The sequence below is a fragment of the Alteromonas antoniana genome, assembly GCF_019249295.1.
GTDB classification, from domain to species: Bacteria; Pseudomonadota; Gammaproteobacteria; order Enterobacterales; family Alteromonadaceae; genus Alteromonas; species Alteromonas antoniana.
In genome coordinates, this window is sequence record NZ_JAESDH010000011.1 from 88,759 (window position 1) to 113,598 (window position 24,840).

General features: G+C 51.0%; 22 protein-coding genes. 16 read left to right on the forward strand and 6 right to left on the reverse strand.

Translation table 11 applies throughout. The annotated features are described in order from the left end of the window. The first annotated feature begins 63 nt into the window (after window positions 1-63). The 9 genes from hfq to JKP77_RS11085 all read left to right on the forward strand — a co-directional run bounded on the left by hfq (window position 64) and on the right by JKP77_RS11085 (window position 11,318). On the forward strand, window positions 64-318 hold the full coding sequence (gene hfq, locus JKP77_RS11045; protein ID WP_218311229.1) for an RNA chaperone Hfq: 255 nt from the start codon (window positions 64-66) through the stop codon (window positions 316-318). Window positions 319-335: 17 nt separating this feature from the next. Beyond that, window positions 336-1,625, forward strand: coding sequence for a ribosome rescue GTPase HflX (gene hflX / locus JKP77_RS11050; RefSeq protein ID WP_218311230.1), 1,290 nt, complete (start codon window positions 336-338; stop codon window positions 1,623-1,625). Window positions 1,626-1,702: 77 nt separating this feature from the next. Next, complete coding sequence (gene hflK, locus JKP77_RS11055) at window positions 1,703-2,863, forward strand: FtsH protease activity modulator HflK (protein WP_218311231.1); 1,161 nt, start codon at window positions 1,703-1,705, stop codon at window positions 2,861-2,863. 3 nt (window positions 2,864-2,866) lie between these two features. Next, a complete protein-coding gene (gene hflC / locus JKP77_RS11060) occupies window positions 2,867-3,757 on the forward strand; it encodes a protease modulator HflC (protein WP_218311232.1) in 891 nt (296 codons plus the stop codon). A 465-nt stretch (window positions 3,758-4,222) separates the two neighbouring features. Beyond that, on the forward strand, window positions 4,223-5,824 hold the full coding sequence (locus tag JKP77_RS11065; RefSeq protein ID WP_274608655.1) for an AbgT family transporter: 1,602 nt from the start codon (window positions 4,223-4,225) through the stop codon (window positions 5,822-5,824). Window positions 5,825-6,260: 436 nt separating this feature from the next. Beyond that, a complete protein-coding gene (hemH, locus tag JKP77_RS11070) occupies window positions 6,261-7,340 on the forward strand; it encodes a ferrochelatase (RefSeq protein ID WP_218311234.1) in 1,080 nt (359 codons plus the stop codon). After that, entirely contained in the window at window positions 7,337-7,792 is a 456-nt protein-coding gene (locus JKP77_RS11075) for a DUF4112 domain-containing protein (RefSeq protein WP_338024863.1), read from the forward strand. Before hemH ends, JKP77_RS11075 begins: the two co-directional genes overlap by 4 nt. Window positions 7,793-8,233: 441 nt before the next feature. After that, a complete protein-coding gene (locus JKP77_RS11080) occupies window positions 8,234-9,874 on the forward strand; it encodes an acetolactate synthase large subunit (RefSeq protein WP_218311235.1) in 1,641 nt (546 codons plus the stop codon). A gap of 10 nt (window positions 9,875-9,884) precedes the next feature. Continuing rightward, entirely contained in the window at window positions 9,885-11,318 is a 1,434-nt protein-coding gene (locus JKP77_RS11085; protein WP_218311236.1) for an aldehyde dehydrogenase family protein, read from the forward strand. Between the two features lie 87 nt (window positions 11,319-11,405). Here the strand turns inward: JKP77_RS11085 and JKP77_RS11090 are convergent, their stop codons facing one another. Next, the gene (locus tag JKP77_RS11090; RefSeq protein WP_218311237.1) at window positions 11,406-11,768 is read right to left on the reverse strand and encodes a DUF2237 family protein; all 363 of its coding nucleotides are present in this window, start codon (window positions 11,766-11,768) and stop codon (window positions 11,406-11,408) included. A gap of 83 nt (window positions 11,769-11,851) precedes the next feature. Between JKP77_RS11090 and ubiG the strand changes: the two genes are divergently transcribed. The 5 genes from ubiG (at window position 11,852) to JKP77_RS11115 (ending at window position 16,378) form a co-directional block, all read left to right on the forward strand. Continuing rightward, entirely contained in the window at window positions 11,852-12,625 is a 774-nt protein-coding gene (ubiG, locus tag JKP77_RS11095) for a bifunctional 2-polyprenyl-6-hydroxyphenol methylase/3-demethylubiquinol 3-O-methyltransferase UbiG (RefSeq protein WP_218311238.1), read from the forward strand. A 300-nt stretch (window positions 12,626-12,925) separates the two neighbouring features. Continuing rightward, window positions 12,926-13,534, forward strand: coding sequence for a glutathione S-transferase family protein (locus JKP77_RS11100; protein ID WP_218311239.1), 609 nt, complete (start codon window positions 12,926-12,928; stop codon window positions 13,532-13,534). Next, on the forward strand, window positions 13,534-14,193 hold the full coding sequence (locus tag JKP77_RS11105; RefSeq protein ID WP_218311241.1) for a glutathione S-transferase family protein: 660 nt from the start codon (window positions 13,534-13,536) through the stop codon (window positions 14,191-14,193). Before JKP77_RS11100 ends, JKP77_RS11105 begins: the two co-directional genes overlap by 1 nt. Before the next feature lie 293 nt (window positions 14,194-14,486). After that, a complete protein-coding gene (locus JKP77_RS11110) occupies window positions 14,487-15,422 on the forward strand; it encodes a lipase family alpha/beta hydrolase (RefSeq protein WP_218311242.1) in 936 nt (311 codons plus the stop codon). Window positions 15,423-15,424: 2 nt separating this feature from the next. Then, on the forward strand, window positions 15,425-16,378 hold the full coding sequence (locus JKP77_RS11115; RefSeq protein ID WP_218311243.1) for a lipase secretion chaperone: 954 nt from the start codon (window positions 15,425-15,427) through the stop codon (window positions 16,376-16,378). A gap of 134 nt (window positions 16,379-16,512) precedes the next feature. On the opposite strand, the gene JKP77_RS11120 is transcribed toward JKP77_RS11115, so the two are convergent. From JKP77_RS11120 to JKP77_RS22550, 5 genes are all read right to left on the reverse strand, one after another. Beyond that, a complete protein-coding gene (locus tag JKP77_RS11120) occupies window positions 16,513-17,370 on the reverse strand; it encodes a GGDEF domain-containing protein (protein ID WP_338024864.1) in 858 nt (285 codons plus the stop codon). A gap of 153 nt (window positions 17,371-17,523) precedes the next feature. Further along, window positions 17,524-17,682 carry a hypothetical protein gene (locus JKP77_RS11125; RefSeq protein ID WP_218311244.1) on the reverse strand — a complete coding sequence of 53 codons (159 nt, stop codon included), beginning with the start codon at window positions 17,680-17,682 and terminating at the stop codon, window positions 17,524-17,526. A gap of 457 nt (window positions 17,683-18,139) precedes the next feature. Then, complete coding sequence (locus JKP77_RS11130; RefSeq protein WP_218311245.1) at window positions 18,140-19,723, reverse strand: cisplatin damage response ATP-dependent DNA ligase; 1,584 nt, start codon at window positions 19,721-19,723, stop codon at window positions 18,140-18,142. Next, a complete protein-coding gene (locus tag JKP77_RS11135; protein WP_218311246.1) occupies window positions 19,720-20,748 on the reverse strand; it encodes a ligase-associated DNA damage response exonuclease in 1,029 nt (342 codons plus the stop codon). Before JKP77_RS11135 ends, JKP77_RS11130 begins: the two co-directional genes overlap by 4 nt. A 233-nt stretch (window positions 20,749-20,981) precedes the next feature. After that, window positions 20,982-21,485 carry a prepilin-type N-terminal cleavage/methylation domain-containing protein gene (locus JKP77_RS22550; RefSeq protein WP_218311247.1) on the reverse strand — a complete coding sequence of 168 codons (504 nt, stop codon included), beginning with the start codon at window positions 21,483-21,485 and terminating at the stop codon, window positions 20,982-20,984. Window positions 21,486-21,638: 153 nt separating this feature from the next. On the opposite strand from JKP77_RS22550, the gene JKP77_RS11145 reads away from it, so the two are divergent. After that, on the forward strand, window positions 21,639-24,113 hold the full coding sequence (locus JKP77_RS11145) for a ligase-associated DNA damage response DEXH box helicase (RefSeq protein WP_218311248.1): 2,475 nt from the start codon (window positions 21,639-21,641) through the stop codon (window positions 24,111-24,113). After that, the gene (gene pdeM / locus JKP77_RS11150) at window positions 24,097-24,804 is read left to right on the forward strand and encodes a ligase-associated DNA damage response endonuclease PdeM (protein WP_218311249.1); all 708 of its coding nucleotides are present in this window, start codon (window positions 24,097-24,099) and stop codon (window positions 24,802-24,804) included. Before JKP77_RS11145 ends, pdeM begins: the two co-directional genes overlap by 17 nt. Window positions 24,805-24,840 lie beyond the last annotated feature (36 nt).

Below are 24,840 nucleotides of genomic sequence, written 5' to 3' on the forward strand. Positions count from 1 at the left end.
CATTAACGCGCGGTAGCAAGCTGCATTGTTAGTTACTGAAATAATAAAAACTAAGGATTTCAAATGGCTAAAGGGCAATCATTACAAGACCCGTTTTTAAATGCGTTACGCAAGGAGCGTATCCCTGTTTCCATCTATCTGGTAAACGGAATTAAATTACAGGGACAGGTTGAATCATTCGATCAATTCGTGATTCTCCTGAAAAATACAGTAAGCCAAATGGTTTATAAGCATGCCATTTCTACTGTCGTTCCAGCCAGAGCGATAACAATGCCGAGTTCTACCCAAGGAGACTCAGAAAATACTAAAAGTGAATAAACAAAAAGGTATCGCGCTTGTTTGACCGTTATGAAGCCGGTGAACAGGCTGTACTCGTTCATGTCAATTTTGCTGACGAAAATAGTAAGGAAGACCTTGCGGAGTTAGAGCTGCTTGTGTCTTCTGCAGGTGTTGATGCTGTCGATGTGTTAACGACGTCGCGTGCTGCACCACATGCTAAATATTTTGTCGGCTCCGGAAAAGCCGAAGAAATTGCCGCCGCTGTGAAGGCTCATGAAGCCAATGTGGTAATTTTTAATCATGCGCTCTCTCCTTCTCAGGAGCGAAATCTAGAAGCCATTTGCAAATGCCGGGTTCTTGATAGAACCGGGTTAATTCTGGACATTTTCGCTCAGCGCGCGCGCACGCATGAGGGGAAGTTGCAGGTTGAGCTGGCCCAGCTTCGGCATATTTCCACACGCCTTATCCGCGGCTGGACTCACCTTGAGCGCCAGAAAGGGGGAATAGGTCTGCGTGGGCCGGGTGAAACGCAATTAGAAACCGACCGACGCTTATTGCGCGGGCGGATAAAATCGATCCTGCGTCGTCTGGAAAAAGTGCAGAAGCAGCGAGAGCAGGGCCGTCGCTCCCGCAAGCGTGCAGAAATTCCTACCGTATCTCTGGTTGGTTATACCAACGCAGGCAAATCGACGCTGTTTAATACGATAACTGACGCGCATGTCTACGCGGCTGATCAACTCTTTGCGACGCTTGATCCGACGTTGAGAAAGATAGATCTCCAGGACGTAGGCCCGGCGATTTTAGCCGATACGGTTGGGTTTATCCGTCACTTGCCCCATGATCTGGTAGCGGCCTTTAAGGCGACACTGCAAGAGACGCAAGAAGCGGACTTGTTGCTTCACGTGGTAGACATGGCAGACGCCAACTACCGCGAAACGATGGACGAAGTGAATGAAGTCCTCGAAGAAATTGATGCCGACGAGATTCAACAACTCGTTATCTGTAACAAAATTGATAAACTTGAAGGCATCGAACCACGTATAGATAGAAATGAAGAAGGAGTCCCCATCCGTGTATGGCTTTCAGCCCAGACCGGACAGGGAACGGAACTTCTCGGCGAGGCGCTGACAGAGTGTCTTGCACAAAGCATGGTAAGTTATACATTACGAATTCCCCCGGTGCAGAGTCACCTGCGGGGAGTATTATACGAGCTGAATTGTATATCGAATGAAGCATACGACTCAGAGGGTGACTGGGTAGTGGACGTGAGAATGCCCACTGCTGACTGGAACCGTCTGGAAAAACGACTGGATGAAGGTTTGTCGAACTTCGTAGTACGTCATTGATTGCTTGAAATTACGGATAATGCAAGACGTACGGGCTTCGATAAGAAAAATTATTAATCACTTTATGGAGTATCAGCATGGCTTGGAATGAGCCGGGTGGCAAAAATAACGACCCCTGGAAAAATCGCGGTGGCCGCGATCAGGGACCCCCGGATTTGGATGATGTGTTCAAAAACTTATTCGGAAAATTCGGAAAAATGGGTGGTGGAAACGGTGGTGGTTCAGGTAAAAGCCTGGGCGGCATCGGTGCCGGTATCCTGATTGGCCTGTTGGTCATAATCTGGTTTATCAGCGGTTTCTACACTATCCGTGAAGCAGAGCGAGGTGTGGTACTGCGCTTCGGTGAATACTATCAACAGGTTGAGCCCGGTTTGCGTTGGGCGCCTACCTTTGTAGACTCGGTGATTCCGGTTGACGTTGAGTCTATTCGCGATAAGTCGTCTTCTGGCTCAATGCTGACAGAGGATGAGAACGTGGTTCGCGTGGAAATGGAAATGCAATACCGCATTGTTGACCCATATCGCTGGACCTTCGCAGTAGAAAGCCCGGAAACCAGCCTGAGTCAGGCTTTGGACAGTGCCATCCGTTACGTTGTCGGTCACTCGACAATGGATGATGTGCTGACCGATGGTCGTGAAGTAACACGTCAGCGAGTCTGGGAAGAACTGCAGTCGATTCTGGAACCCTACAACATGGGTGTGTCCATTGTTGATATGAACTTCCGAGATGCGCGTCCGCCTGAGCAGGTAAAAGATGCATTTGATGATGCCATCGCTGCACAGGAAGATGAACAACGTTTCATTCGTGAAGCCGAAGCTTATGCCCGTGAAATCGAACCACGTGCCCGTGGTCAGGTTAACCGCATGAATGAAGAAGCGCAGGCATATAAAGAGCGTGTGATCCTGGAAGCGCAGGGTGAAGTCGCTCGTTTCTCAGAGCTATTACCACAGTACGAGCGGGCCCCAACGGTAACCCGTGAGCGTATTTACCTGGAAACCATGGAAAAAGTGTTTAGTAACACCAGTAAAATCATGGTCGACAGCCAAAACGGTAACAGCATGTTGTATCTGCCGCTGGATAAAATTATGGAGCGCCAGAATAACACGTCACCTAACCGCAATAATCGCAACTCGTTAGAAGGGTTACAAAATGAGGGGGTCGAAGAGATGTTGCGTAATCGTAACAGTAGTCCGACAACCGGTTTACGTGGCGGCACCACTCGCGAGGGGAGAGAATAATTCATGAAGAATTTAGCATTAATTATCATAGTTATTCTGGCCGTGCTGTCGACAGGTGCACTGTTTACGGTGAAAGAGGGCGAGCGCGCCATCGTGATCCAGTTCGGTAAAGTGCAGCGTGATGACGCCTCTGGTGATACCCGCGTGTTTGAACCCGGACTTCACTTTAAGATCCCGTTCATCGATACAGTGAAGAAACTGGATGCACGTATTCAGACGCTGGATGATCAGCCAGACCGTTTTGTAACGTCAGAGAAAAAAGACTTAATCGTCGACTCTTACGTGAAATGGCGTATCGAAGACTTCGCCACTTACTACCTGTCAACCGGCGGTAATAAGCTACAGGCAGAAGCGCTTCTGAAGCAGAAAGTAAACAACGGACTGCGTTCTGAATTCGGTACCCGTACGATTGCACAAATCGTCTCTGGTGAACGTACCGCGTTAATGGACCAGGCAATGGAGCAGGCATCGACCTCGTCGAATGAGCTTGGTATCGCAATTGTTGACGTGCGTGTGAAGCAGATTAACTTGCCAACCGAAGTCAGTAACTCGATATTCCAGCGTATGCGCGCAGAGCGTGCGGCCGTGGCCAGAGAGCACCGCTCAGAAGGTCAGGAGCAGGCTGAAGTCATTCGCGCAGATATCGATGCGAAAGTGACGGTTATGCTTGCTGAAGCTGAGCGTAACCTGCGTCAGGTTCGCGGTGAAGGTGATGCGCTAGCAGCGCAAATCTACGCCGATGCCTATTCGCAAAATGCTGAGTTTTACAGCTTCTTGAGAAGTATGGACGCTTACGAACAAAGCTTTAACTCGAAGCAGGATATTCTGGTGGTAGAGCCAGACAGTGAGTTCTTCCGCTTCATGAACTCTAAAAGCGGACGTTCGGACAACTAAGTCCTAAAGCAAGACACAACAAAGGCCGGTTTAACCGGCCTTTTTTTTTGCCGGAAATAAAGGAAGCATTAAGCGCATAAAAGACAGGTTTTATGAGTAAAGTCGCATAAGACCAGAATAAATCTATACTCCTTCGGGATACTAAACCCGCCCTTCCCTGCAAGCCCCTATCTGACTGACAAAATAGCCATTACCTGAATAATGTAACCTGATGATATCTGTCAGGTTTACGTCGCTGCGGAAGCCATTTACTACAGGTATAGCGGATTTTTTCGGCGTCTGACTGCAAAATTTAAGTGAAATCAGGTAAAATCGCGCGGTTTGAGTAGTAAAGCACAGGCAATTCGTGGTGTCCTGAGAGACGCCAACCGGTATCTGACTGAAAAGTGTGTCTGTCTCAACGTATCAGATATGCCCGGTAACTTAACAATAATAAGCCTGAGGCAATAACGACAGGGGAATGTTTTGTCTTCCGATAATGCAAATGTAGAAAACCGGCCGCAAGAGCAGTCGCAGAGTGGTTTGTTCTCGCGATTTCTGGCGACGGTTGAATGGCTGGGCAACCTGCTGCCTCACCCGGTAACGCTGTTTGCGTTGCTTTCCGTATTTATTGTGCTGTTAAGTGGCATCCTTGGTTACTTTGATATCGCGGTTGCTGATCCGCGTCCTGAAGGCGCAAAGGGCCGTAATGCTGATGGCATGATTGAAGTGATTTCACTGATGAGTGCGGAGGGGTTACAACGCATCGTGACCGGTCTGGTAACCAATTTTACGGGCTTTGCGCCCCTTGGTACCGTATTAGTTGCTTTGCTTGGGGTCTCGGTTGCCGAGCATTCCGGCTTGCTATCAGCAGCTATGCGTTCGCTGGTAATGAATGCGTCTAAACGTGTAGTCACATTTGCGATTGTCTTTGCTGGCATCATATCTAACACGGCCTCAGAACTTGGGTACGTCGTTCTTATTCCACTTGCCGCCATGATATTCCACTCATTAGGGCGTCATCCGCTGGCAGGTCTGGCGGCGGCGTTTGCGGGTGTGTCGGCTGGATACAGCGCGAATCTGCTGTTAGGGACGGTCGACCCCTTGCTGTCAGGTATCACAGAGGCCGCTGCGCACATGATCGATCCTGACTATGCAGTAGGGCCGGAGGTTAACTGGTACTTTATGTTTATCAGTACGTTCGTGGTTGCCACCATGGGGGCACTGGTAACGGAAAAAATTGTCGAGCCGCGCTTAGGGAAATTTGACGAAAACGACGCCTCTGTTGAGCTTGAAAAGCAGTCAATGGAAGCGCCAACCGATAAAGAAAAGCGTGCACTGAAGCTGGCGGGGCTGTCTTTTGTTGCGGTTTGTGCCGTGCTGGCGCTGACTATTGTGCCGGAAAACGGCATATTGCGTCATCCTGAAACGGGAGAGGTTGCTGGTTCGCCGTTTCTTAAAGGAATCGTTGCTTTTATCTTTATTACTTTTGCTATCCCAGGCTTCGTCTACGGACGCGCCGCAGGAACGATGAAGAATGACCGTGACATCATTGACGCCATGTCCAAGAGTATGGGCGCAATGGGTCTGTACATCACCCTGGTATTCTTCGCAGCGCAGTTTGTGGCCTTTTTTAAATGGACAAACCTGGGCACAGTACTTGCGGTGAAAGGAGCCGCGTTGCTGCAAGCGGTTGGGCTTGATGGCCCATCGGTATTTATTCTGTTTATCCTGATGTGTGGCATCGTGAACTTGTCACTGGGAAGCGCCTCGGCTCAGTGGGCTGTGACTGCTCCTATTTTTGTTCCGATGCTGATGCTTATCGGCTATGCGCCTGAGGTGATTCAGGCGGCGTACCGGATCGGCGACTCAGTTACCAATGTCATCTCGCCGATGATGAGTTATTTCGGCCTGATCCTGGCAATGGCTGCGCGCTACAAGAAAGACCTTGGAATGGGGACGCTCATTGCCATGATGTTGCCGTACTCCATGGTATTTATTCTTGGCTGGTCTATTCTGTTTTTTGTCTGGGTATTCTTGCTTGGCATGCCGGTGGGACCTGGCGCTGCGACGTATTACCAGCCTTAACAGAACGAACAATACTCACCAAAAAGCGGCTCCTGAGCCGCTTTTTTTATGCAAGCGAAAATGCCGCAGCGATTGCGCAGGCAGCTTCCGGATCTGTGAACAGGCGGTAAGGTGAGAGGGTACCTGTCAGGCCAAAGTGAATGGCTGATGATCCTACTCCCGGTAATATCGCATCCGGGCCTTACCGGGTGCGTGACCCAAAACAACGCAGTCTTCGAATTGATAGATTACGTTAATCGGACGATGCGGACGATTATTTGCCCTGGCAGCGATCAAAACAGATTGGATATCAGTATAATACAGTCAATAAAAATAATGTGCTGATAAGTCTGTCGCCCTCGGGACCATTCCCTTATATCCCTTATCTGTGCGTAAACGCACAGTGGGCAAGTGATTGCTGTCAGCGAAATTTATTCACAATGAATACGAGCCTCTCATGAAGTACAAAGGTAATACCAACTTTTCACATTCGCAAAAAGACAAACTGGGCGTGTTGATCACTAACCTTGGTACGCCAGAGAGCCCGACCAGTGCAGCATTGCGACCTTACCTGAAAGAGTTTTTATCTGATCCCCGCGTGGTAGAAGTGCCTCGTGCTATCTGGTGGTTTGTACTGAATCTGATCATTCTGAATATCCGCCCAGCGCGTTCAGCAAAAGCGTATTCCACGGTCTGGACAGAAGACGGTTCACCGCTGATGTCTATTACCAAAGCGCAGTGCGATAAACTTACCGCCAAATGTAAAGCCGCGTACGGCGACGACGTTGTGGTTGACTTTGCAATGCGCTACGGCAATCCGGCGGTGAGCGATGTGATAGATAATATGTTGGCGCAGGGGGTCAGAAAGCTGGTTGTTTTGCCGCTTTATCCACAATATTGCGCGTCTACCACCGCGTCGACCTTTGATGCGGTAGCCAAAGATTTCACCGCCCGACGCTGGATGCCGGAACTGCGTTTTGTTAATCATTATCACGACGAACCCGGATACATCAAAGCGCTTGCACAGAAAGTCCGTGCTCACTGGGAAAAGCACGGCAGAGCTGACAAACTGCTGTTTTCTTATCACGGCATACCGAAACGCTACCTGATGAACGGTGACCCATACCACTGCGAGTGCCATAAAACCTCCCGCTTGCTGGCGGAAGAGCTGGCGCTTAGGCCGGACGAGTACATGACGACTTTTCAGTCCCGCTTTGGTCGTGAAGAGTGGTTAAAACCCTACACTGACGAGACTCTCAAAGGCCTGCCTGGCAATGGTGTTACGTCGGTACAGGTTTGTTGTCCGGGCTTCTCCGCAGATTGCCTGGAAACGATAGAGGAGATAGGCGAGGAGAACCGCGAATACTTTATGGAAGCGGGCGGTAAACGCTACGAATACATCGAAGCGTTGAATGCCGATGACAGTCATTTGGATTTCCTTTTCTCTTTAGTTGAGCGAAATTTGCACGGCTGGCGTACAGATGACAATATGAGTCAACGTGCCGCGCTGGCACGGGCACAAGGAGCTGCGAAGTGACACGGTCATCATCACACCAAGAAGGCGACGTACAGGCGCCAAAAGAATTGCGCAAAGCGCAGGACATGGCGAACCTGTTAGATACCGCGGTAAAACTCCCCATCATTCCTATTCGGGTTGGTCTCGACTCCCTGATTGGCTTAATTCCTGGTGCCGGTGACGCGCTGATGCTGGGCGCATCGTTTCGTATTATCTGGCTGGCAAAGCGGATGGGTGTGCCAAAAGCGCTGCTTACTAAAATGGTAAAAAACTCGGCTATCGACTTCGGATTAGGCTTTGTTCCTCTGATTGGGGACATTGCGGATGTATTCTACAAAGCAAATCAGAAAAACGTTCGGATTCTGGAAAAATGGTGGGTGAAAGAAAACAAAGCCAGCGTAGATACTGCCACTCAGGCAAAGCTGCAGCAATGGGAGTCGCGACTTGAGGAAGCAGAAAAAAATAAACGCTGAATCCGTGTAGTGTTAACGCCGGCGCATGGTAGATTGCGATTGCGTCAACGTCTGCCCGATTTGCCGTTGCACCAAGGCGTACCCTGCTTGCTGTTGCACCAATCAATGCCCCACCGCCGCCCCCGGCGTGTTACCTCTATCCGGCTTTCAACCCTGTCGTTCTCATCTCTCTGGTAAAGATCAACAGACCCTAGTGTTAGCGGTATTCAAAGCCCATAGGGAAAATACAGTTTACGCCAGCATACTTACAGTATTACATCCGTGTAATCGAAATCGTGGTGGAAACCGTAGGCATAGTATCCAACTGAAAGCAGGAAACCGTTTTCAGTCTCTGAAAACCTTTTAAGCGCGAGCGCATACGCGGACAGCAAGACAGACAACGAGTATCTGTAGGCTGTGCTGTGCTTTCTCGACGCCGTAAAAAAGGAGTGTTTGTTTACGATGAAAGCGTCAGATTTATTTGTAAAAGCCCTGGAAGCCGAAGGCGTGGAGTATATCTTTGGTATCCCGGGAGAAGAAAACCTCGATCTTCTTGAGTCCTTAAGAACCTCTAACATCAAACTTGTACTGACCCGCCATGAACAGGGCGCAGGCTTTATGGCAGCGACCTACGGACGTCTGACCGGAAAAGTCGGTGTGTGCCTGTCTACCCTTGGACCGGGCGCCACTAACCTGGTTACGCCTGCCGCCTACGCACAGCTTGGAGCAATGCCAATGCTGATGATCACCGGACAGAAACCGATTAAAACCAGTAAGCAGGGACGGTTTCAGGTAATTGACGTTGTGGATATGATGCGTCCCATCACCAAGTATACCTCTCAGGTAGTGAGTGGTGATCGTATTCCGTCGGTGGTCAGAGAAGCGTTCCGGATCGCGCACGAGGAGCGCCCCGGTGCAACGCACATAGAGTTGCCGGAAGACATTGCAGAGGAAGAAACCAGTTTACCGTTGTTAAAGCAAAGTATGGCGCGCCGGCCGATTGCCGAGTACAAGGCAATTAACGCTGCTATCGACATGATTGAAAAAGCCAAATCGCCGGTGATCCTCATTGGCGCTGGTGCAAACCGTAAACTAACCGCGAAAATGCTGAGGGAATTTGTCGATAAAACCGGGATCCCGTTTATCACCACGCAAATGGGGAAAGGCGTTCTGGATGAGCGCGACAAGCTCTTTGTCGGCAATACCGCCCTCTCGGATGGCGACTTTGTCCATCGTGCCATCGCCCGGGCAGACCTTATTATTAATGTCGGCCATGATGTGGTAGAAAAACCGCCGTTTTTCATGCATCACGACGGCATGAAGGTGATTCACATCAACTTCGATTCGGCGGCAGTCGATCCGGTTTACTTCCCGCAGCTGGAAGTGGTGGGAGACATCGCTAACAGCGTTTGGCAGATCAAAGAAGGCATTACGCCACAAAACGACTGGAAACTGGATTTCTACCTTGATGTCCATGAAGCCTATGTCAATCACCGCAATGAAGCCGAGAATGACAACCGTTTCCCGATTTTGCCCGAGCGTTTTGTGAGAGACATCCGCAAAGTCATGCCAGAGGACGGTATCGTCACGCTGGATAATGGCGTTTATAAAATCTGGTTTGCCAGAAACTATCCGGCGTATATGCCAAACACCCTGTTGCTGGATAACGCGCTGGCGTCCATGGGCGCAGGACTGCCTTCGGCTATTGCCGCAAAGCTGGTACACAACGACTGTAAAGTGCTCAGCGTGTGTGGAGATGGCGGCTTTATGATGAATAGCCAGGAGCTGGAAACGGCAGTGCGTCTGAACCTGGATATTGTCGTCGTAGTGCTGCGGGACGATGCCTACGGCATGATCAAATGGAAGCAAAGCAATATGCAGTTTGACGAATTTGGTCTGGATTACGGTAATCCGGATTTCGTTAAATATGCGCAAAGTTATGGCGCGCAAGGGTGGCGAGTCGACTCAGCGGAATCGCTGGGGCCCATCGTTGAAGAGTGCCTGAATACACCGGGTGTACATGTGGTGGATTGTCCTGTTGATTACAGCATGAATGATGAGACCCTGCATCACACCATCCGTGAACTGAGTGCAAAATTATAAGGAGAACACTATGAAGGACAGCTACCCCTATTATCTGGCAAGCGAAGCGGTGTTTGCCAATACTGACCTGGAAGTTACTAACAAATACACCGGTGACGTCGCCACGCGTGTCGCACTGGCTGATGCTGAGGTCATCGATAAAGCGATTGCTGCTGCCGAGGAGGCGCAGCCGGCTATGACCAAGATGACGCCGTATGAACGCCAGGCGGTGCTGGATCATTGTATTAAACGCTTTGAAGAACGTTTCGATGAGCTCGCGGATGCGTTATGCATTGAAGCGGGAAAACCGATTAATGACGCGAAAGGCGAGGTAACCCGCCTGATTGATACTTTCCGTATTGCCTCGGAAGAGTCCGTACGTATTAACGGTGAAGTGGTCAATCTGGAAATATCAGCGCGGGCAAAAGGTTACCAGGGCATGACGAAAAAAGTGCCCATTGGTCCGTGCTCGTTTATTTCGCCGTTTAACTTTCCGCTAAACCTGGCGGCGCATAAGGTTGCACCGGCTATTGCTGCAGGTTGTACATTTGTACTCAAACCCGCATCGAAAACGCCAATTGGTGCGCTGATCATTGCCGAAGTGCTTGCTGAAACCGACTTACCCAAAGGGGCATTCTCGGTATTGCCCTGTAGTCGCGATGGCGCAGATTTGTTTACCACTGATGAGCGCCTGAAATTACTCAGCTTTACTGGTTCACCTGATGTAGGCTGGGCCTTGAAGGCCAAAGCCGGTAAGAAGCCTGTTGTGCTTGAGCTGGGCGGGAATGCGGCCTGCGTCGTGGATGAAGATGCTGATATTGAAGATGCTATCAACCGGATCATCGTAGGCGCATATTATCAGTCTGGCCAAAGCTGTATCAGCGTGCAGCGTTTGCTGGTGCATCGTGCAATTTATGACGAGTTCAAGGCTGCTTACGTGAAGCGTGTAGAAGCGCTGGTATCAGGCGATCCCTCTGATGAAAATACGTTTATCGGTCCAATGATTTCTGAAGATGAAGCCGAGCGACTGGACAATTGGATCCAGGAAGCGCACAAGGCCGGAGGCAAAATACTTTGCGGCGGGAAGCGTGATGGCGCCATGCTGGAAGCGACGGTCATGGAAGACGTACCTGCCGACTGCGACGCCAGTGCCGAAGAAGCCTTCGGGCCGCTGTCAGTGCTGATGCCTTTCGACAGCTACGATGAGGCACTAAAAGAGGTTAACAATAGCCGCTACGGGTTACAGGCCGGAATTTTCACCCGCGATATTTATAAAATTCAGCAAGCGTGGGATGAACTGGAAGTCGGTGGTGTCGTCATTGGCGATGTGCCAAGCTGGCGGGTAGACAACATGCCTTATGGCGGTGTGAAAGACTCCGGACTGGGCCGTGAGGGTATCCGTTATGCAATAGAAGATATGACGGAAACGCGGCTGCTGGTTATTCGTAATCCACACAAAGCCTGATTGTTCATAGTTGCAGAGCAAGCGTTCTGCAACTTAACCGCACTTATTGCAACACAAGCCGGTCGCTCAGCGTCCGGCTTTTTTATGTCAGTCAGATTGCGCGTACATCTCCAGAACTGCCAGCGGGATGATATCCAGCGCTTTCTCGTGGGTTGCTGCCAGGTTTACCGTGGGCGCAACGCCGGCTTCATAGGCCTCCATCCAGCGAGCAGCGCACAAGCACCATTTGTCGCCCGGTTTCAAGCCGTCGAACGCCAGCTCAGGACGTGGTGTCACGAGATCGTTCCCTTGGGCAAGAGAAAATTCCAGAAACGCTTCATCAACTACCGCGCAAACGCTGTGATTGCCCAAATCGGATGGTGGTACGTAGCAAAATCCTTCTCGCGTAAAACCGGTATTTCCGCAGCACAGCTGAAGCGGCTTTCCATAGATATTTTTTGCGTTCGCCATCGGTTTCCCCCGGATCTTTCTGTGTCGTCAACCGTATCATAGTACGAGCTCGTCGTATTTACCTGTATGCAAATGAGACTGATATGCTGGATAAAAGTCGTTTAAGTGATCCGATAGAACCACAACAGAACCTGTCTGAATCTGAAATCGCGCGGTTTGATAAGCTCGCTGAATCCTGGTGGGATCCAAACGGTAAATACAAAACGGCGCTGGCTTTCAACGAAGCCCGGGTGCAGGAAATGCTGCGGGTGCTAAGTAAAAAGTTCAACAAGCCTGTATCTGCTGACTTGCTGAAAGGCAAAACGGTTTTAGACGTAGGCTCTGGCGGGGGGCTTATTTGTGAGCCATTCGCCCGTCACGGAGCAGATGTGCTGGGCATAGATGCCAGTGCACTAAGTGTAGAGGTCGCAACGCGACACGCCGAGTCGCAGTCGCTGGATATTACCTATCAGCATCAACTGGCGGAAGACAAGGCCGCGGAAGGCGGGCAATATGATATTGTTATTAACGCCGAAGTTGTCGAACATGTGCCGGACCAGCAAGCGCTGATTGCGCAATGTGCACGGATGGTAAAACCCGGCGGGTTATTGTTTCTGGCTACGCTGAACCGGACTGCAAAAAGCTATATTGTGGCGATTATCGGTGCCGAATATGTCATGCGTTACCTCCCGATAGGCACGCATGACTGGAAGAAATTTGTGAAACCGGAAGAGTTGAATGCCTGGACCGGCGATAACCTCACCCTGATTCATGAGACGGGCGTGCGCATGAATCCATTTACCCAAACCTGGTCGTGCTGCGACAGCACCGCGGTGAACTACCTGCAATGTTATCAGGCAAAAAAGCGCGCTGAGTAGCCGGTCCGAACAGTCCCTGCAATCTGCATTTTTAAACATGCTGCCTACCACTGTTTTCTCGCAGCGCCGAGGTCTACGTCTGAGGCATCTGCGAAGAGACTGAATTACACTCATAGTCTGACCTGACCAGGTTCACTGCTGTACCTGCCGTATGCTGACATTCATCTGAATAATAGATATTTCATAGTTTGTTTAATTTGCGCTGCAGCGCGAAGGCATTTAGTGTTAATGAATTGTTATCTGCAGCCTGTGCCAATGAACGCGTGAGTCAGGCAAACGTATTAACCGCCGGAGTCAGAAATGAAAATATATGAAACCAAAACCGCGCCCAATCCCCGTCGGGTTCGCATGTTCCTGGCTGAAAAGGGGATCAGCATGGACTATGTTCAGGTTGATATTCAAAAAGGCGAAAACCTGAGTGCGGAAATGCGTGCAAAAAATCCGCTGGGCAAAGTGCCTGTACTGGAGTTGGATGACGGAACCTGCATTGCGGAGACCGATGCCATTTGTACCTACTTTGAAGCTATACAACCGGAGCCGCCGCTAATGGGCACCTCGCCGGTGGAAAAAGCCACCATTGCTATGTGGCAGCGTCAGGTTGAAATGGCGCTGATGCTGCAGGTAGGCATGTGCTTCCAGCACACCACGGGATACTTTAAAGATCGCATGACGCCGTTTCCCGATTTCGGAAAAGAAGCGGGCGTCAATGCTGCTAAGTACCTGAACATTCTTGAGCGACGTCTGGAGCGTTATCCCTATATTGCCGGAGAACACTTCACCATTGCCGACATCACTGCACTCTGCGCAATTGATTTTGGGCGGGTAGTGGATATTCGTCTGCAGGAAAAGCATAACAACCTGAAAGAGTGGTACGGAAGAGTCAGTCAGCGAGAGAGTGCAAAAGCCTGATGATTACGCTTTATACCGCTGCGACCCCGAACGGCTGGAAAGCCTCTGTAGCACTTGAAGAGATGGGGCTTGAATACACGGTAGTCCCCGTCAATCTGATGAAAGGTGAGCAGAAAACCGCGGACTTTCTGGCCATGAACCCGAATGGCCGCATTCCGGTGATTGTCGATCATGACGCGGACGATCATGTGGTATTTGAGTCCGGGGCCATCATGCTTTATCTGGCTGAGAAAACCGGCCGGTTTTTACCTGATACCCCCAAAGAAAAAAGTCAGGTAATACAGTGGCTGATGTTTCAGATGGGGGGCGTCGGTCCGATGATGGGACAGGCGAATGTTTTTCACCGGTATCTTGAAGAAAAAATACCCGTTGCCATTGACCGGTATCAAAATGAAGTCCGGCGTCTGTTTGAGGTGTTGGACGGACACCTCGCTTCCAGGGAATGGCTGGCAGGTGACTACAGTATTGCTGATATGGCTAACTGGTGTTGGGTGCGTACTTACGAATGGTCTGGTGTGAGTATTGACGGACTGTCATCACTTCGACGCTGGAAAAACAGCATAGAAGCCAGGCCAGCGGCACGTCGCGGTGTTGAAGTACCCAACAAAATTGACAAAGAAGCCCTGCTTAAGGGCGCAAACAAGGTGGTCACGCGCTAACGTGTGACCACAACCTGACTCGTTTCCCCTTAATTTCATTCTCAAGCATCATTCATAAAAATTATCCTCAAGATACACTGTGTAAATGTCGTTTATATTTGTTGTCGGATTATTAGTTTTTTCTTTTATATCATGCAGTTAAATTTTTATTGGCCTGTGTAAGTCACCGCAATGCAGATCATAGCTTCACCACTGGGGTTGAATAGCGAAAACAATTAACTATCCTGTTACAACTTATTAACACATCTGACCTCCGAGTAGTTGGGAGCGATGGACGACGACAGGAACACATAATGAAAAGAACACTGCTAATCGCCGCACTCTTGGCTTTTTTAATTACGCCCTTTACCCAGGCGAATGCCTCAACGTATGCCAAAACCCAGTATCCCATTGTATTGGTTCATGGTCTTTTTGGTTTTGACGATGTCTTATGGGTTGATTACTTTTACAAAATTCCTTACAAGCTGGCTAACAAAGGGGCGACGGTGTATACCGCAACCGTGTCACCGGCTAACTCAAGCGAAGTTCGCGGCGAGCAGTTGCTGGGATATATCGACCAGGTACTTGCGCATTCAGGCGCGGATAAAGTGAACCTGATTGGCCACAGTCACGGCGGCCCCACTATCCGGTACGCGGCCAGTGTCGCACCGGAGAAAGTGGCTTCGGTGACATCGGTTGCAGGGGTGAACCACGGCAGCAAAGTTGCTGATATTGTCCGCGCCGGTTTGCAGGATGGCTCCACCCTGGAAGGCGTTGCAGGCACTGTGTTCAACGCCTTCGCCAATGTGCTGGAACTGGTATCAGGCTCCGGTATTTCAGCGCTTCCCACCGACAGCATCGCCGCGTTGAATTCCCTGTCTACCCAGGGCAGCCAGAGTTTCAATGCGCGATATCCGGAGGGGTTGCCAAGCAGCTACTGCGCTAACGATGGCAAAGTTCTGGAGGATAACGGCGTGTTCTACTTCTCGTGGAGCGGCGGCAGCACCTACACCAACGTACTGGATGTGGCTGATCCGTTACTGGCAGTTACCGGACTGGCGTTTGGTGAGAAGAATGATGGCCTGGTGTCGTCCTGTAGTTCACAGCTGGGATACGTTATCCGTGATGATTATCGCATGAACCATCTTGATGAGGTGAATCAGACGTTAGGGATCCACCACCTGTTTGAAACAGACCCGGTTCAGGTATTTATTACCCAGGCAAATCGTCTGAAGTCGATTGGTCTGTAAGCGTGCGTAAGCTGTTACTGACAGGGATCCCCGGCATTGTGCTGGGGATCCTGTTGTATGGTGTGCTGGTCGGTGATGATGAAAATGGTGCCACTCCGCTGCAGGCAGGAAGTGACAACATGGCGGCCAATTCGAAACCGGCGCAGTCTCTTTCTCAAAATCAGCCTGAAACCGCTGCTACCGCTGATACCGGTAAGACCTTCTCACTGCACTTTGGTTTGAAGTCAGAATTCGACCTGTTTATTTTCGAGCACGAAGACAATAGCCCGTCAGCACTAACAGAGGCTTATTCCAAAGCAGCAGCAAAGCGCGGCTTTACGTCTGATTCACAGGCCTACCTGGAAGCGCTTTTTGCGCGTTATGTACAATACAAAGTCGAGCTGGAAAGCCTGGATGGGCAGGCAGATGTGCAGGACATTAACGCCATCGCCAGTCGTCTTGAAGCCCGCAACGATTTACGTCACAACGTGTTTAGTGCCGAGGAATACCATTATCTGTTTTCACAGGATGCGCAATACGATGAGGCCGCGCTGGCACGGCTGCGCATAGCTTCTGATGCCTCTTTGTCTGATGCAGAAAAACAGCGACTTATTGATGCGCAGCTGGCTACCCTGCCCGCTGATCAACAGGCAAGCTTTGCGCCTAGCCTTGCAGTAAACCGCATTGGCTCGCTAGCCAATACCTACGAGAATCCAGAGACACGTTATCAGGCTATAGCTGCTGAGTTCGGCCATGATGTTGCACAGCGAATGCAGGAAAAATCGCAGCTTCAGGAAGAATGGAAGGCTCGCGTCAATGCATACCAGCAGTGGATGAATAGCCTGTCGGAATCAAACCTGACGCAAGCGCAGATTAACGAAAAAAAAACCGCCCGCCTTCGCCGTGATTTTTCTGAGACCGAGCAGCGTCGATTACGGGTATTTCTCGAAAACCCTACCTTACTGGGAGGTGGGTGAGTGAGAAGGTGTACTTTTCCAGTCTGTTGCGTATTTACCTCGTGATACGCTCCATGCGTATCAACAAGGTCGCTATCACATGACAAATTCGGGATTCAGGGGAAGCGGTTTCGAACTATGGGAAAGCGGATGCGCTAACGAAGAGTGGGCCTGTTGTATATCTCGTAGGCAGCGTCGTTTTTGCCAACTTTTTTCACTTTATACATCAGGGTGTCGACGAGTGACAGTGCTTCCTGAACGCTGTCGGGTGGACTTTCGAAGGTCACAACCCCCACACTGAATGTCACCGGTACTCGCTCTGTAACAAAGGTATTCGCCAGCCTCGTCCGCAGGTTGTTGAACGCATGACGGGCGTCTTGTTGCGCGGTTTCCGGTAACAGACAAACGAATTCATCGCCGCCAATTCTTGCCGTATAGTCGCTTTCTCTGATAGAGGACAAAATTAATTTGCCAACGTTACAAAGAAGCCTGTCACCGTTTGCGTGCCCATCGCTGTCATTGACCGACTTGAAGTCATCAATATCAATATAGGCGACAGTAAAAGGATGGTGGTAGCGCTTAGAGCGGGCGATTTCTTCGTTTATCAATGTAGTTAATCCTCGCAGATTAAGTAACCCGGTTAGCGGATCATGTTCTGCAGCAGCAGCTTGCATCTTAAACGCAACGTTAAAATTGCTTACCAGAAGGGTCAGAATACAGAATGCAGTGAGATAGACCAGCGATGAATAGACAGCAACTCGCGTTAGTCCTGACGATAGCTCCACACTGTGAGAAAACAGGACGGCAATGGCGCTGATACATGCTATTAATAGCCCAACGCGAACGCCTCCATACCAGCTTGAAAGCACCACCGGTAAAAGCAGTAGCGGTGCGAGTGATACTGTGAAGAAAGAAAGGCTGTCAATCAGCGTGATGGCAAGGATAAACGTTGTGTAGCAAGCCAGAATCCCCAATTGGTTCATTGAGTCAAGTGCACTGAAATTCGTTTTCACGGTTTCTTCGCCTTATTTTGTCCTGCCAGACAATGACAAACATCATGATAATATTCTCAGGCACACAACACGTTCACACACGCTGGGTATGGCAACGATATGACTTAAGTGCACTGTCGCAAGCGCTGGCAACGCTGACGTTCAGGCTTCACTTTATTCAGGTCGTTGCCCGGCGTCTCTGCGCTCTGGACTTTTCCGCTTTACAATAAGTGCTTTGGGCCAGTGCGGGCTGACTACAGGTGGATCTTCTTTTGTGGTGAGTGGATGTAAAGGCGTAACTTGTCCGGGGGAAACCGGGATCTGCGCGTTCATAGTATTTCCTTTTAAACGTGGTAGGCGTTGCCATCTGTATAATTATTGCAACATGGTCAACGTGAATCTGTACGGTAGCGAACACAGGGAAGTCATTTTGTATGGGCTGCATATCAAGCCCCTGCGAACTTGTCGGGCACCTTATAGTCTGGCGTTGGAGCAGGGCTTAACGGGCCCTGGAATTCATTGTGGCAGCACGCTTGAAGTGACACCTGCTGCGCATGAGCCCCACAGTTAAATGATCTGCGTAATGTGTTATTTGCCTGAAGTGGAAAAACGGCGTGACTCTGCGGTCTACGGTATGTCAAAGCTGTTGCTGACGTGTTGTTAGCCCAAACTGTGGTACATAATTGAGTATAGACCCTTTTGGGGTTCCGTGCGTTGGTTAATTTGCAAACAATGAATAATCATGGTGACGACACCGAGTAAACCGTGGCATAACGGTAGCGGCCAGTCACTAATCTGTGCTGTGTATCAGCGCTTTGATGGTCTCCAGAGTATCTGCCTCCGCAGCCGGTTTGTCCCAGCGAATGCGGTGAAAACGAGGGAAACGCAATGCAATGCCTGATTTGTGGCGGGGTGAAGGGTGCACTGCATCAAACGCCACTTCAATTACCAGTTCTTTTTTGACTTCTCTGACCGGGCCGAAACGGCCAACCGCATTGCGCCTGACCCAGTTGTCCAGCTTTTTAAGTTCCTCGTCAGTAAAACCAGAGTAGGCTTTGCCGATAGGCAGCAGCTTATCATCCTGCCATGCGCCGAAGGTAAAATCGGAGTAGTAGCTGGAACGTTTGCCGTGTCCTCGCTGTGCATACATGATAACCGCATCGACCAGTTTCGGATCGCGCTTCCATTTGTACCACTGACCTTTAGGCCGCCCGGGAACATACCGGCTGTCTTTTCGCTTCAGCATGAGCCCTTCTACAGCAACATCATCAGAGGCCTGTTCGTGTTTCTTTCTTAGTGACGCAGCGTCTGTCAGGTTAAGAGTTTGCGAGAGGTGCAAATGCGAACATTGCTGGCCGGCTATCCACTGACTGAGTATTTGTCGACGTTCTGTCAGCGCAGATTGCGTCACATCGGTGTCGCCGTTGCGTAAAATATCGTAAAGGATAAGGCCGGCGGGCAGCGACTTAATTAATTTGGCGGGTGGTTTCTTACGATTAAGCCGTTGCTGCAGCGCATTAAAAGAGTCAACATCCTTGCCGTGCATGATAAGCAGCTCACCATCCACCACACCATCGCCACTAATGCCTTCAAGCACATCGGGAAACGCCTGACTGATATCATCTCCGGTGCGACTGAACAGGGCTTTGCCTTTTTCAGTGCAGACCAGCTGTACCCGAATTCCATCGTATTTATACTCCACCTGCCAGTCGTTTACCGTTATCTGCTCAAGGGTTTGATCATCGATGGGATGCGACAACATGACCGGGTGAAAGGTGACTTCACCGGAAATATCCGGTTTTTCCGCCTTGCCTTCAAGCCAGGCGAGCAGCTCAGTGTAGGGCGGCGCTACGCCGTGCCATAGCGATTCGATGTCCTCTATATCGACGTTGCCGTAACTGGCAAGGATTTGCTTCATGCTTCTGGCTGATACCCCAACGCGCAGCCCGCGGGTACCAAGCTTTATCAGTGCCCAGCGCTGTGACGCATCCAGCAAATCCAGATAGCCACTCAGTAGCTTGCCTGCTGTCTGACGGCTGGCATTCTGAAACTCTTCGACAATATCGGCAAGGCGCGGGATCGAGTCTGTTTGCGTAGCCTGACTGTCGGGCCAGAGGTGCGCTACGGTCTCGCTCATCTCGCCTACGTAGTCGTAGCTCATTGCGAATAATTCGGGATCAATCCGTTCAAGCATCAGCGTCTTTACGGTATTGCGTTTAAAAAAGTCGAATTTCAGTGTGCCTGCGATAGCGGCAATGGCCCAGCCCCGGTCCGGGTCGGGCGTTGAGCGCAGGTACTCTTTAATAATGGCGGCTTTGGCATTATTGCCTGAGGTGAAATAGAGCTGATCTAACAGGTCGCTGAAGGCTTTCATTCGCTGCTATCATCCTCTTCTTCATACCCCAGTAACGATAACGCGCGGGCGTTAAAGCCCATTTTCTCTGCCTGATAAATAAGCGCATCTTCTCTGCCATGGGTAACCCATACTTCCGGTGCGTTTACTTCTTCAAGGGTTTGCAGCAGTTCCGGCCAATCGCAGTGGTCAGAGATTATCAGCGGCAGTTCCGCCTGACGCTGTCGGGCCCGTGCACGTATCTGCATCCATCCGGATGCCATCACTGTGCGTACTTTCGGCAGTGAACGAGACCAGCGGTCAGCCAGCGCCGAGGGCGGCGCCAGAATGATTTCACCCGCCAGATCCTGTTTGTTTTCCACCTCGCTGACAGCCACAAGTGGGCCAAGTGCCACACCCAGTTCCTGATAAAGGTCACACAGGCGAATAAGCGCACCATGCAGATAGAGTGGGCGGGTGTATCCGGCATCACGCAACGCCAGTATCACGCGCTGACATTTTCCCAGTGCATAGGTGCCTACCACGTGGCAACGGTCGGGAAACACCTGTTGAGAATGAAGAAGCTTTTGTATTTCCTGGTCAATCGGGGGGTGGGTAAACACTGGCAGGCCAAAGGTGGCTTCGGTGATAAACACATCGCATGGCACCACCTCAAACGGCTCACATGTGGGATCAGGACGTCGTTTATAATCGCCCGAAATGACCAGTCTGGCTCCGCGATACTCAATTAGTGCCTGCGCCGAACCGGCAATGTGACCGGCAGGATAAAAGGTAACAGTTACCGGATCTTTATCATCACCCAGTGTCACAGACTGCCGGTAATCCAGCGCAGTTTGCTCTCTGGCCATCTCTTCCCCGTACCGGGTTGTCATGATTTTTAAGGTAGTGGGGGTGGCATAAACGTGATCATGCCCGGCTCTGGCGTGATCAGCATGGCCGTGTGTGATGATGGCCCTGGTGACCGGCACCATAGGGTCGATATACGCATCGGCAGGCTCACAGTATAAGCCAGTGTCGTTAACCCTCATCCAGTCTCGGGGATGCACACAGTCTCCAGTCAGTTATAACCGCCCGGCAAAATCCGGGTAGCGATCAATACAGACTAGCGTTTACGGTGTAATGGTGAAATGGGATTATCTGAAAGAGAGAAACCTGCCGGTAGTGGGGTAAAGAGGCCAAAAGTCAGCGCCCTGCATGAACCTGATGGCAAAACAGAGCGGCGTGGTCGGTGCAGCGGGCCGGCAATACAGCACGAGTGAACTCTTGCCGGCACTGGCGATTATAGCGTGGTAGTTACCTCGCCCGATTGGGAGTTGTACATCACCGAAACACCGCTTACGGCGTTGTAATCGTAAGTACAGCTGAAATCACCATCGTATGTGGCGGTATACATTGCGCTGTCGTCATTTTCCACACTGGCGTCCTGCGTCGCGAGTACGGCTCGCCAAACATCAAGACAGTCATTGTCACTGCTTAACGTCAGGCTGGTGCCCCGGGTATCCGCCGGATAGCCGTACTCATTGACCGACAGGTCACCGCCCACAGCGCTGTCTGAAATGGGAATGAAATCCTGAACGGCCTGTTTGTTGCCGCGGATCAACCACGCATAATGCACCTGCTTCACCCCTTGCTCAAAAGCTGCGGCGGTGCCCGATACGGTGGCGCGGTGCGCGTCATCGGTGAAGTCAACAAAGCGGGGGGCGGCAACCACCGCCAGTACGCCGAGTATGACAATGACGATAATGAGTTCAATGAGGGTAAATCCCTTTTCCTGCTTACGCATAACAATACTACCTGCAACTACTTATTTTTATGGTTTCTACTGTAGATCCACCGGGCACGCTTGCCAAGCGCAATTTGAAAAGAAAACATAGAAAAATCTTTAACCTAACTGCTTTCGTATAGTCTTGGAAATAGCAATAATCTGAATTCCTGAATGACCCCGTCAGAAAGTGTCGATATAACTCTGCCGAAACCGTTTGTTAACTGGTTTAAAAAGCGTGGCTGGACGTTGAGAGACTACCAGCGCGACATGCTGGAACGAGCGCAAACCGAAAAGGCCACGCTGTTGATTGCGCCAACCGGTGCCGGTAAAACGCTGTCCGGTTTTTTGCCCTCATTAACCTCGCTTCACACCGCGCCACGGGATGGCTTGCATACGCTGTATATTTCGCCACTGAAAGCATTAACGCAGGATATTCATCGCAACCTGCTTGAGCCGGTGGAGGAGATGGGCCTGGATATTACCGTGGAAACCCGCACTGGTGATACACCGTCGCACAAACGCCAGCGTCAGCGCAAGCGGCCCCCGAATATGTTGCTGACTACCCCCGAATCGCTGATGCTTATGCTAAGTTATGCCGATGCCGACAGGTTGTTTGGCAACGTCGAGCGCGTCATTGTGGATGAAGTGCATAGCCTGATAGCTAACAAGCGCGGGGATTTTACGGCGTTAGCTCTGGCCAGACTGCAGCAGTTTTCACCGCAGTGTCAGCGGATCGGGTTGTCTGCGACCGTTGCCTGGCCAGAACTGCTGGCGTCCTGGCTGGGAGGGACTGATAATCCTGCCGGGATCCTGCAGGTGCCTGCTACCACCAAACCGAAAATACACATTCTTGAATCAAAAACACGCATGCCGTTTGGCGGCTTCATGGCGCGCTACGCCATTGATGATATCTATCAGGCAGTCAGTCGGGCGCAGACTACACTGGTATTCGTGAATACCCGGGCGCAATCAGAATTATTGTTTCAGATGTTGTGGGAACAAAATAAGGCAGCATTGCCAATTGCTCTGTACCACGGCTCATTAAGTAAAGAACAGCGTCGTAAAACTGAGGCGCTGATGGCGCAGGGTGTTCTCAGGGCAATTGTGTGCACGTCGGCGCTGGAACTGGGAATTGACTGGGGTGACGTAGATCAGGTCATTCAGGTGGGCGCGCCTAAGGGCGTCAGTCGTCTGCTGCAGCGGATTGGGCGGGCGAACCACAGGCTGGACGAGCCAAGCAGGGCGATGTTGGTGCCGGCGAACCGGTTTGAGGCCCTAGAGTGTCAGGCTGCGCTGAATGCCGTCATGGCTGACGAATTAGACGGGGATAAACCGCAGTCCGGCGCGCTGGATATTCTCCCCCAGTTTATCCTGAACTGTTTGTGCAGCCAGGCGGATACACCGGAACAACTCTATAAACTGGTACTTAACGCGTCGCCTTATCAGGGGGTGGACTGGGAGACCTTTGAAAAACTATGGTGGTTTACCGTAGATGGCGGGTATGCGCTGCGCGCGTACGAAAGATACCAGCGACTGACCAAACGCGACGACGGGCGTTACGAACCAGCCAATCGACGGGTGATTCAGCGACACAGGCAGAATATCGGTACTATCGTAGAAGCCGGCAGGCTGAAAGTGAAACGTATCCGACGCGGAAATCAGGGCAAGATCATAGGTGAAGTCGAGGAGTATTTTGCTTCCCAACTGGTCGCCGGTGATACCTTTATTTTTGCCGGTGAGGTGCTTAAGTTTGAGGCGATCCGGGACATGCAGCTTCATGCCCGGCCGGTGAAAGGCGGCGAGCCTAAAATCCCCAGTTACGTCGGCGGACAGATGCCGTTATCGACCTATCTTGCGGATGGGGTGAGGTCTATTCTGGCAGAGCCAGCGCAGTGGAAGAAGCTGCCCATGCAGGTGCAGGAATGGTTGGAGCTACAACAGGCTTTCTCGAAAATTCCGGATCCCGAAAACGTGTTGATAGAGCAATTCCCGTATCGTAACGCCTGGTATACGCTTTACTATACTTTTGAAGGGCGCAAAGCCAACCAGACGCTGGGAATGCTGCTGACCCGGCGTATGGAAAAATTCGGGGTGAAACCCCTGAGTTTCAGTGTGACAGACTACGGGTTGTCGGTATGCAGTGTGAATCCGGTGACATCGTCGCAACTCGCCCGCCTGTTCCAGCCGGATATTCTGGGCGATGAACTTGAGGACTGGATGCTGCAGGCGCCTATGCTGAAACGCTCTTTTCGCCAGGTCGCCGTCGTTAGCGGGCTAACGGAACAACGTTATCATAGCAGTCAGAAAACCATGAAACAGGTAACGTTTTCTACCGATCTCATCTACGACACACTGCGTGAGCACGATCCCGACCATATTTTATTGTCTGTGGCACGGGCGGATGCTGAACGTGAGTTGCTTGACCTCCGTCGTCTGGCAGATATGCTGATACGCTTTGTGGACAGCACCGTGCTGGTAAATCTTGAAAAAGTCTCTCCGATGGCGATTCCTATCGTACTGGATGTCAGAAGTGAGCAAGTGAAAGGTGCAGGAGCTCATGCGATGTTAGAGCAGGCAGATTTATACGCAGAAGCACAAGCGATGCTGGATGATGTAAGGGCACTACTCAGTGGCAATCACGCCTGACTGGCTTTCAGCGCAACATCAGTGCCGACGATTATTTCCGGTCAGACTGGCGGATATGCCAATTCTGCTGGATGCCCGTGGCGCCTGCTATTTTCCGCAGCTGGACTGGCTGGTAGTCAGCGATCTTCATCTCGAAAAAGGCAGTTTTCTGCACAGCTTCGGTAACCCGATATCGCAGTTAGATACCTACGCCACGTTATTAAGACTGGATGGTCTTATTACTGACTATGCGCCAGCCACAGTGGTGTGCCTTGGGGATAGTTTTCATGACCGCCATAGCTTCAGCCGTATTCGCGAAGAAGACAAAGCGCTGCTTTCACGTCTGCAGCAACGTACTCAAAAGTGGGTATGGGTGCAGGGGAATCACGACCCGGACATTCCCGTTAGCATGGGCGGGGTAGCGGTAGATACACTGATGGCGGGTCAGATTCAGCTGGCACATGAGCATGAGCCGGACGCGGCGTATCAGATGATTGGGCACTACCATCCGAAATGTCAGCGCGCGGTGAAACGTCACCGCTTTCGCGGGCGGTGCTTTCTGATGACCGATTCCATGATGATCATGCCCGCGTTCGGCCAGTATACCGGCGGGCTGGATATTAATCATGAGGTACTACTGGCGCTTGCGCCGCGACGCCAGCGGCGTCATTACTTACTGTACGACAACTGCATCTATCCTCCCGTGAAGTAAGGTCAATCTTCTTATTGCAGTGTGAGTCGTCTTTGA

What these genes read in the sequence shown, in the direction of transcription:
- JKP77_RS11085 (WP_218311236.1), top strand. Translation starts at nt 9,885, where the DNA reads ATGAAGGACAGCTACCCCTATTATCTGGCAAGCGAAGCGGTGTTTGCC.
- JKP77_RS11125 (WP_218311244.1), bottom strand. Translation starts at nt 17,682, where the DNA reads ATGAACGCGCAGATCCCGGTTTCCCCCGGACAAGTTACGCCTTTACAT.
- hemH (WP_218311234.1), top strand. Translation starts at nt 6,261, where the DNA reads ATGAAGTACAAAGGTAATACCAACTTTTCACATTCGCAAAAAGACAAA.
- JKP77_RS11090 (WP_218311237.1), bottom strand. Translation starts at nt 11,768, where the DNA reads ATGGCGAACGCAAAAAATATCTATGGAAAGCCGCTTCAGCTGTGCTGC.
- JKP77_RS11130 (WP_218311245.1), bottom strand. Translation starts at nt 19,723, where the DNA reads ATGAAAGCCTTCAGCGACCTGTTAGATCAGCTCTATTTCACCTCAGGC.
- JKP77_RS11145 (WP_218311248.1), top strand. Translation starts at nt 21,639, where the DNA reads ATGACCCCGTCAGAAAGTGTCGATATAACTCTGCCGAAACCGTTTGTT.
- JKP77_RS11110 (WP_218311242.1), top strand. Translation starts at nt 14,487, where the DNA reads ATGAAAAGAACACTGCTAATCGCCGCACTCTTGGCTTTTTTAATTACG.
- JKP77_RS11100 (WP_218311239.1), top strand. Translation starts at nt 12,926, where the DNA reads ATGAAAATATATGAAACCAAAACCGCGCCCAATCCCCGTCGGGTTCGC.
- hflC (WP_218311232.1), top strand. Translation starts at nt 2,867, where the DNA reads ATGAAGAATTTAGCATTAATTATCATAGTTATTCTGGCCGTGCTGTCG.
- JKP77_RS11105 (WP_218311241.1), top strand. Translation starts at nt 13,534, where the DNA reads ATGATTACGCTTTATACCGCTGCGACCCCGAACGGCTGGAAAGCCTCT.
- hfq (WP_218311229.1), top strand. Translation starts at nt 64, where the DNA reads ATGGCTAAAGGGCAATCATTACAAGACCCGTTTTTAAATGCGTTACGC.
- ubiG (WP_218311238.1), top strand. Translation starts at nt 11,852, where the DNA reads ATGCTGGATAAAAGTCGTTTAAGTGATCCGATAGAACCACAACAGAAC.
- JKP77_RS11080 (WP_218311235.1), top strand. Translation starts at nt 8,234, where the DNA reads ATGAAAGCGTCAGATTTATTTGTAAAAGCCCTGGAAGCCGAAGGCGTG.
- JKP77_RS22550 (WP_218311247.1), bottom strand. Translation starts at nt 21,485, where the DNA reads ATGCGTAAGCAGGAAAAGGGATTTACCCTCATTGAACTCATTATCGTC.
- hflK (WP_218311231.1), top strand. Translation starts at nt 1,703, where the DNA reads ATGGCTTGGAATGAGCCGGGTGGCAAAAATAACGACCCCTGGAAAAAT.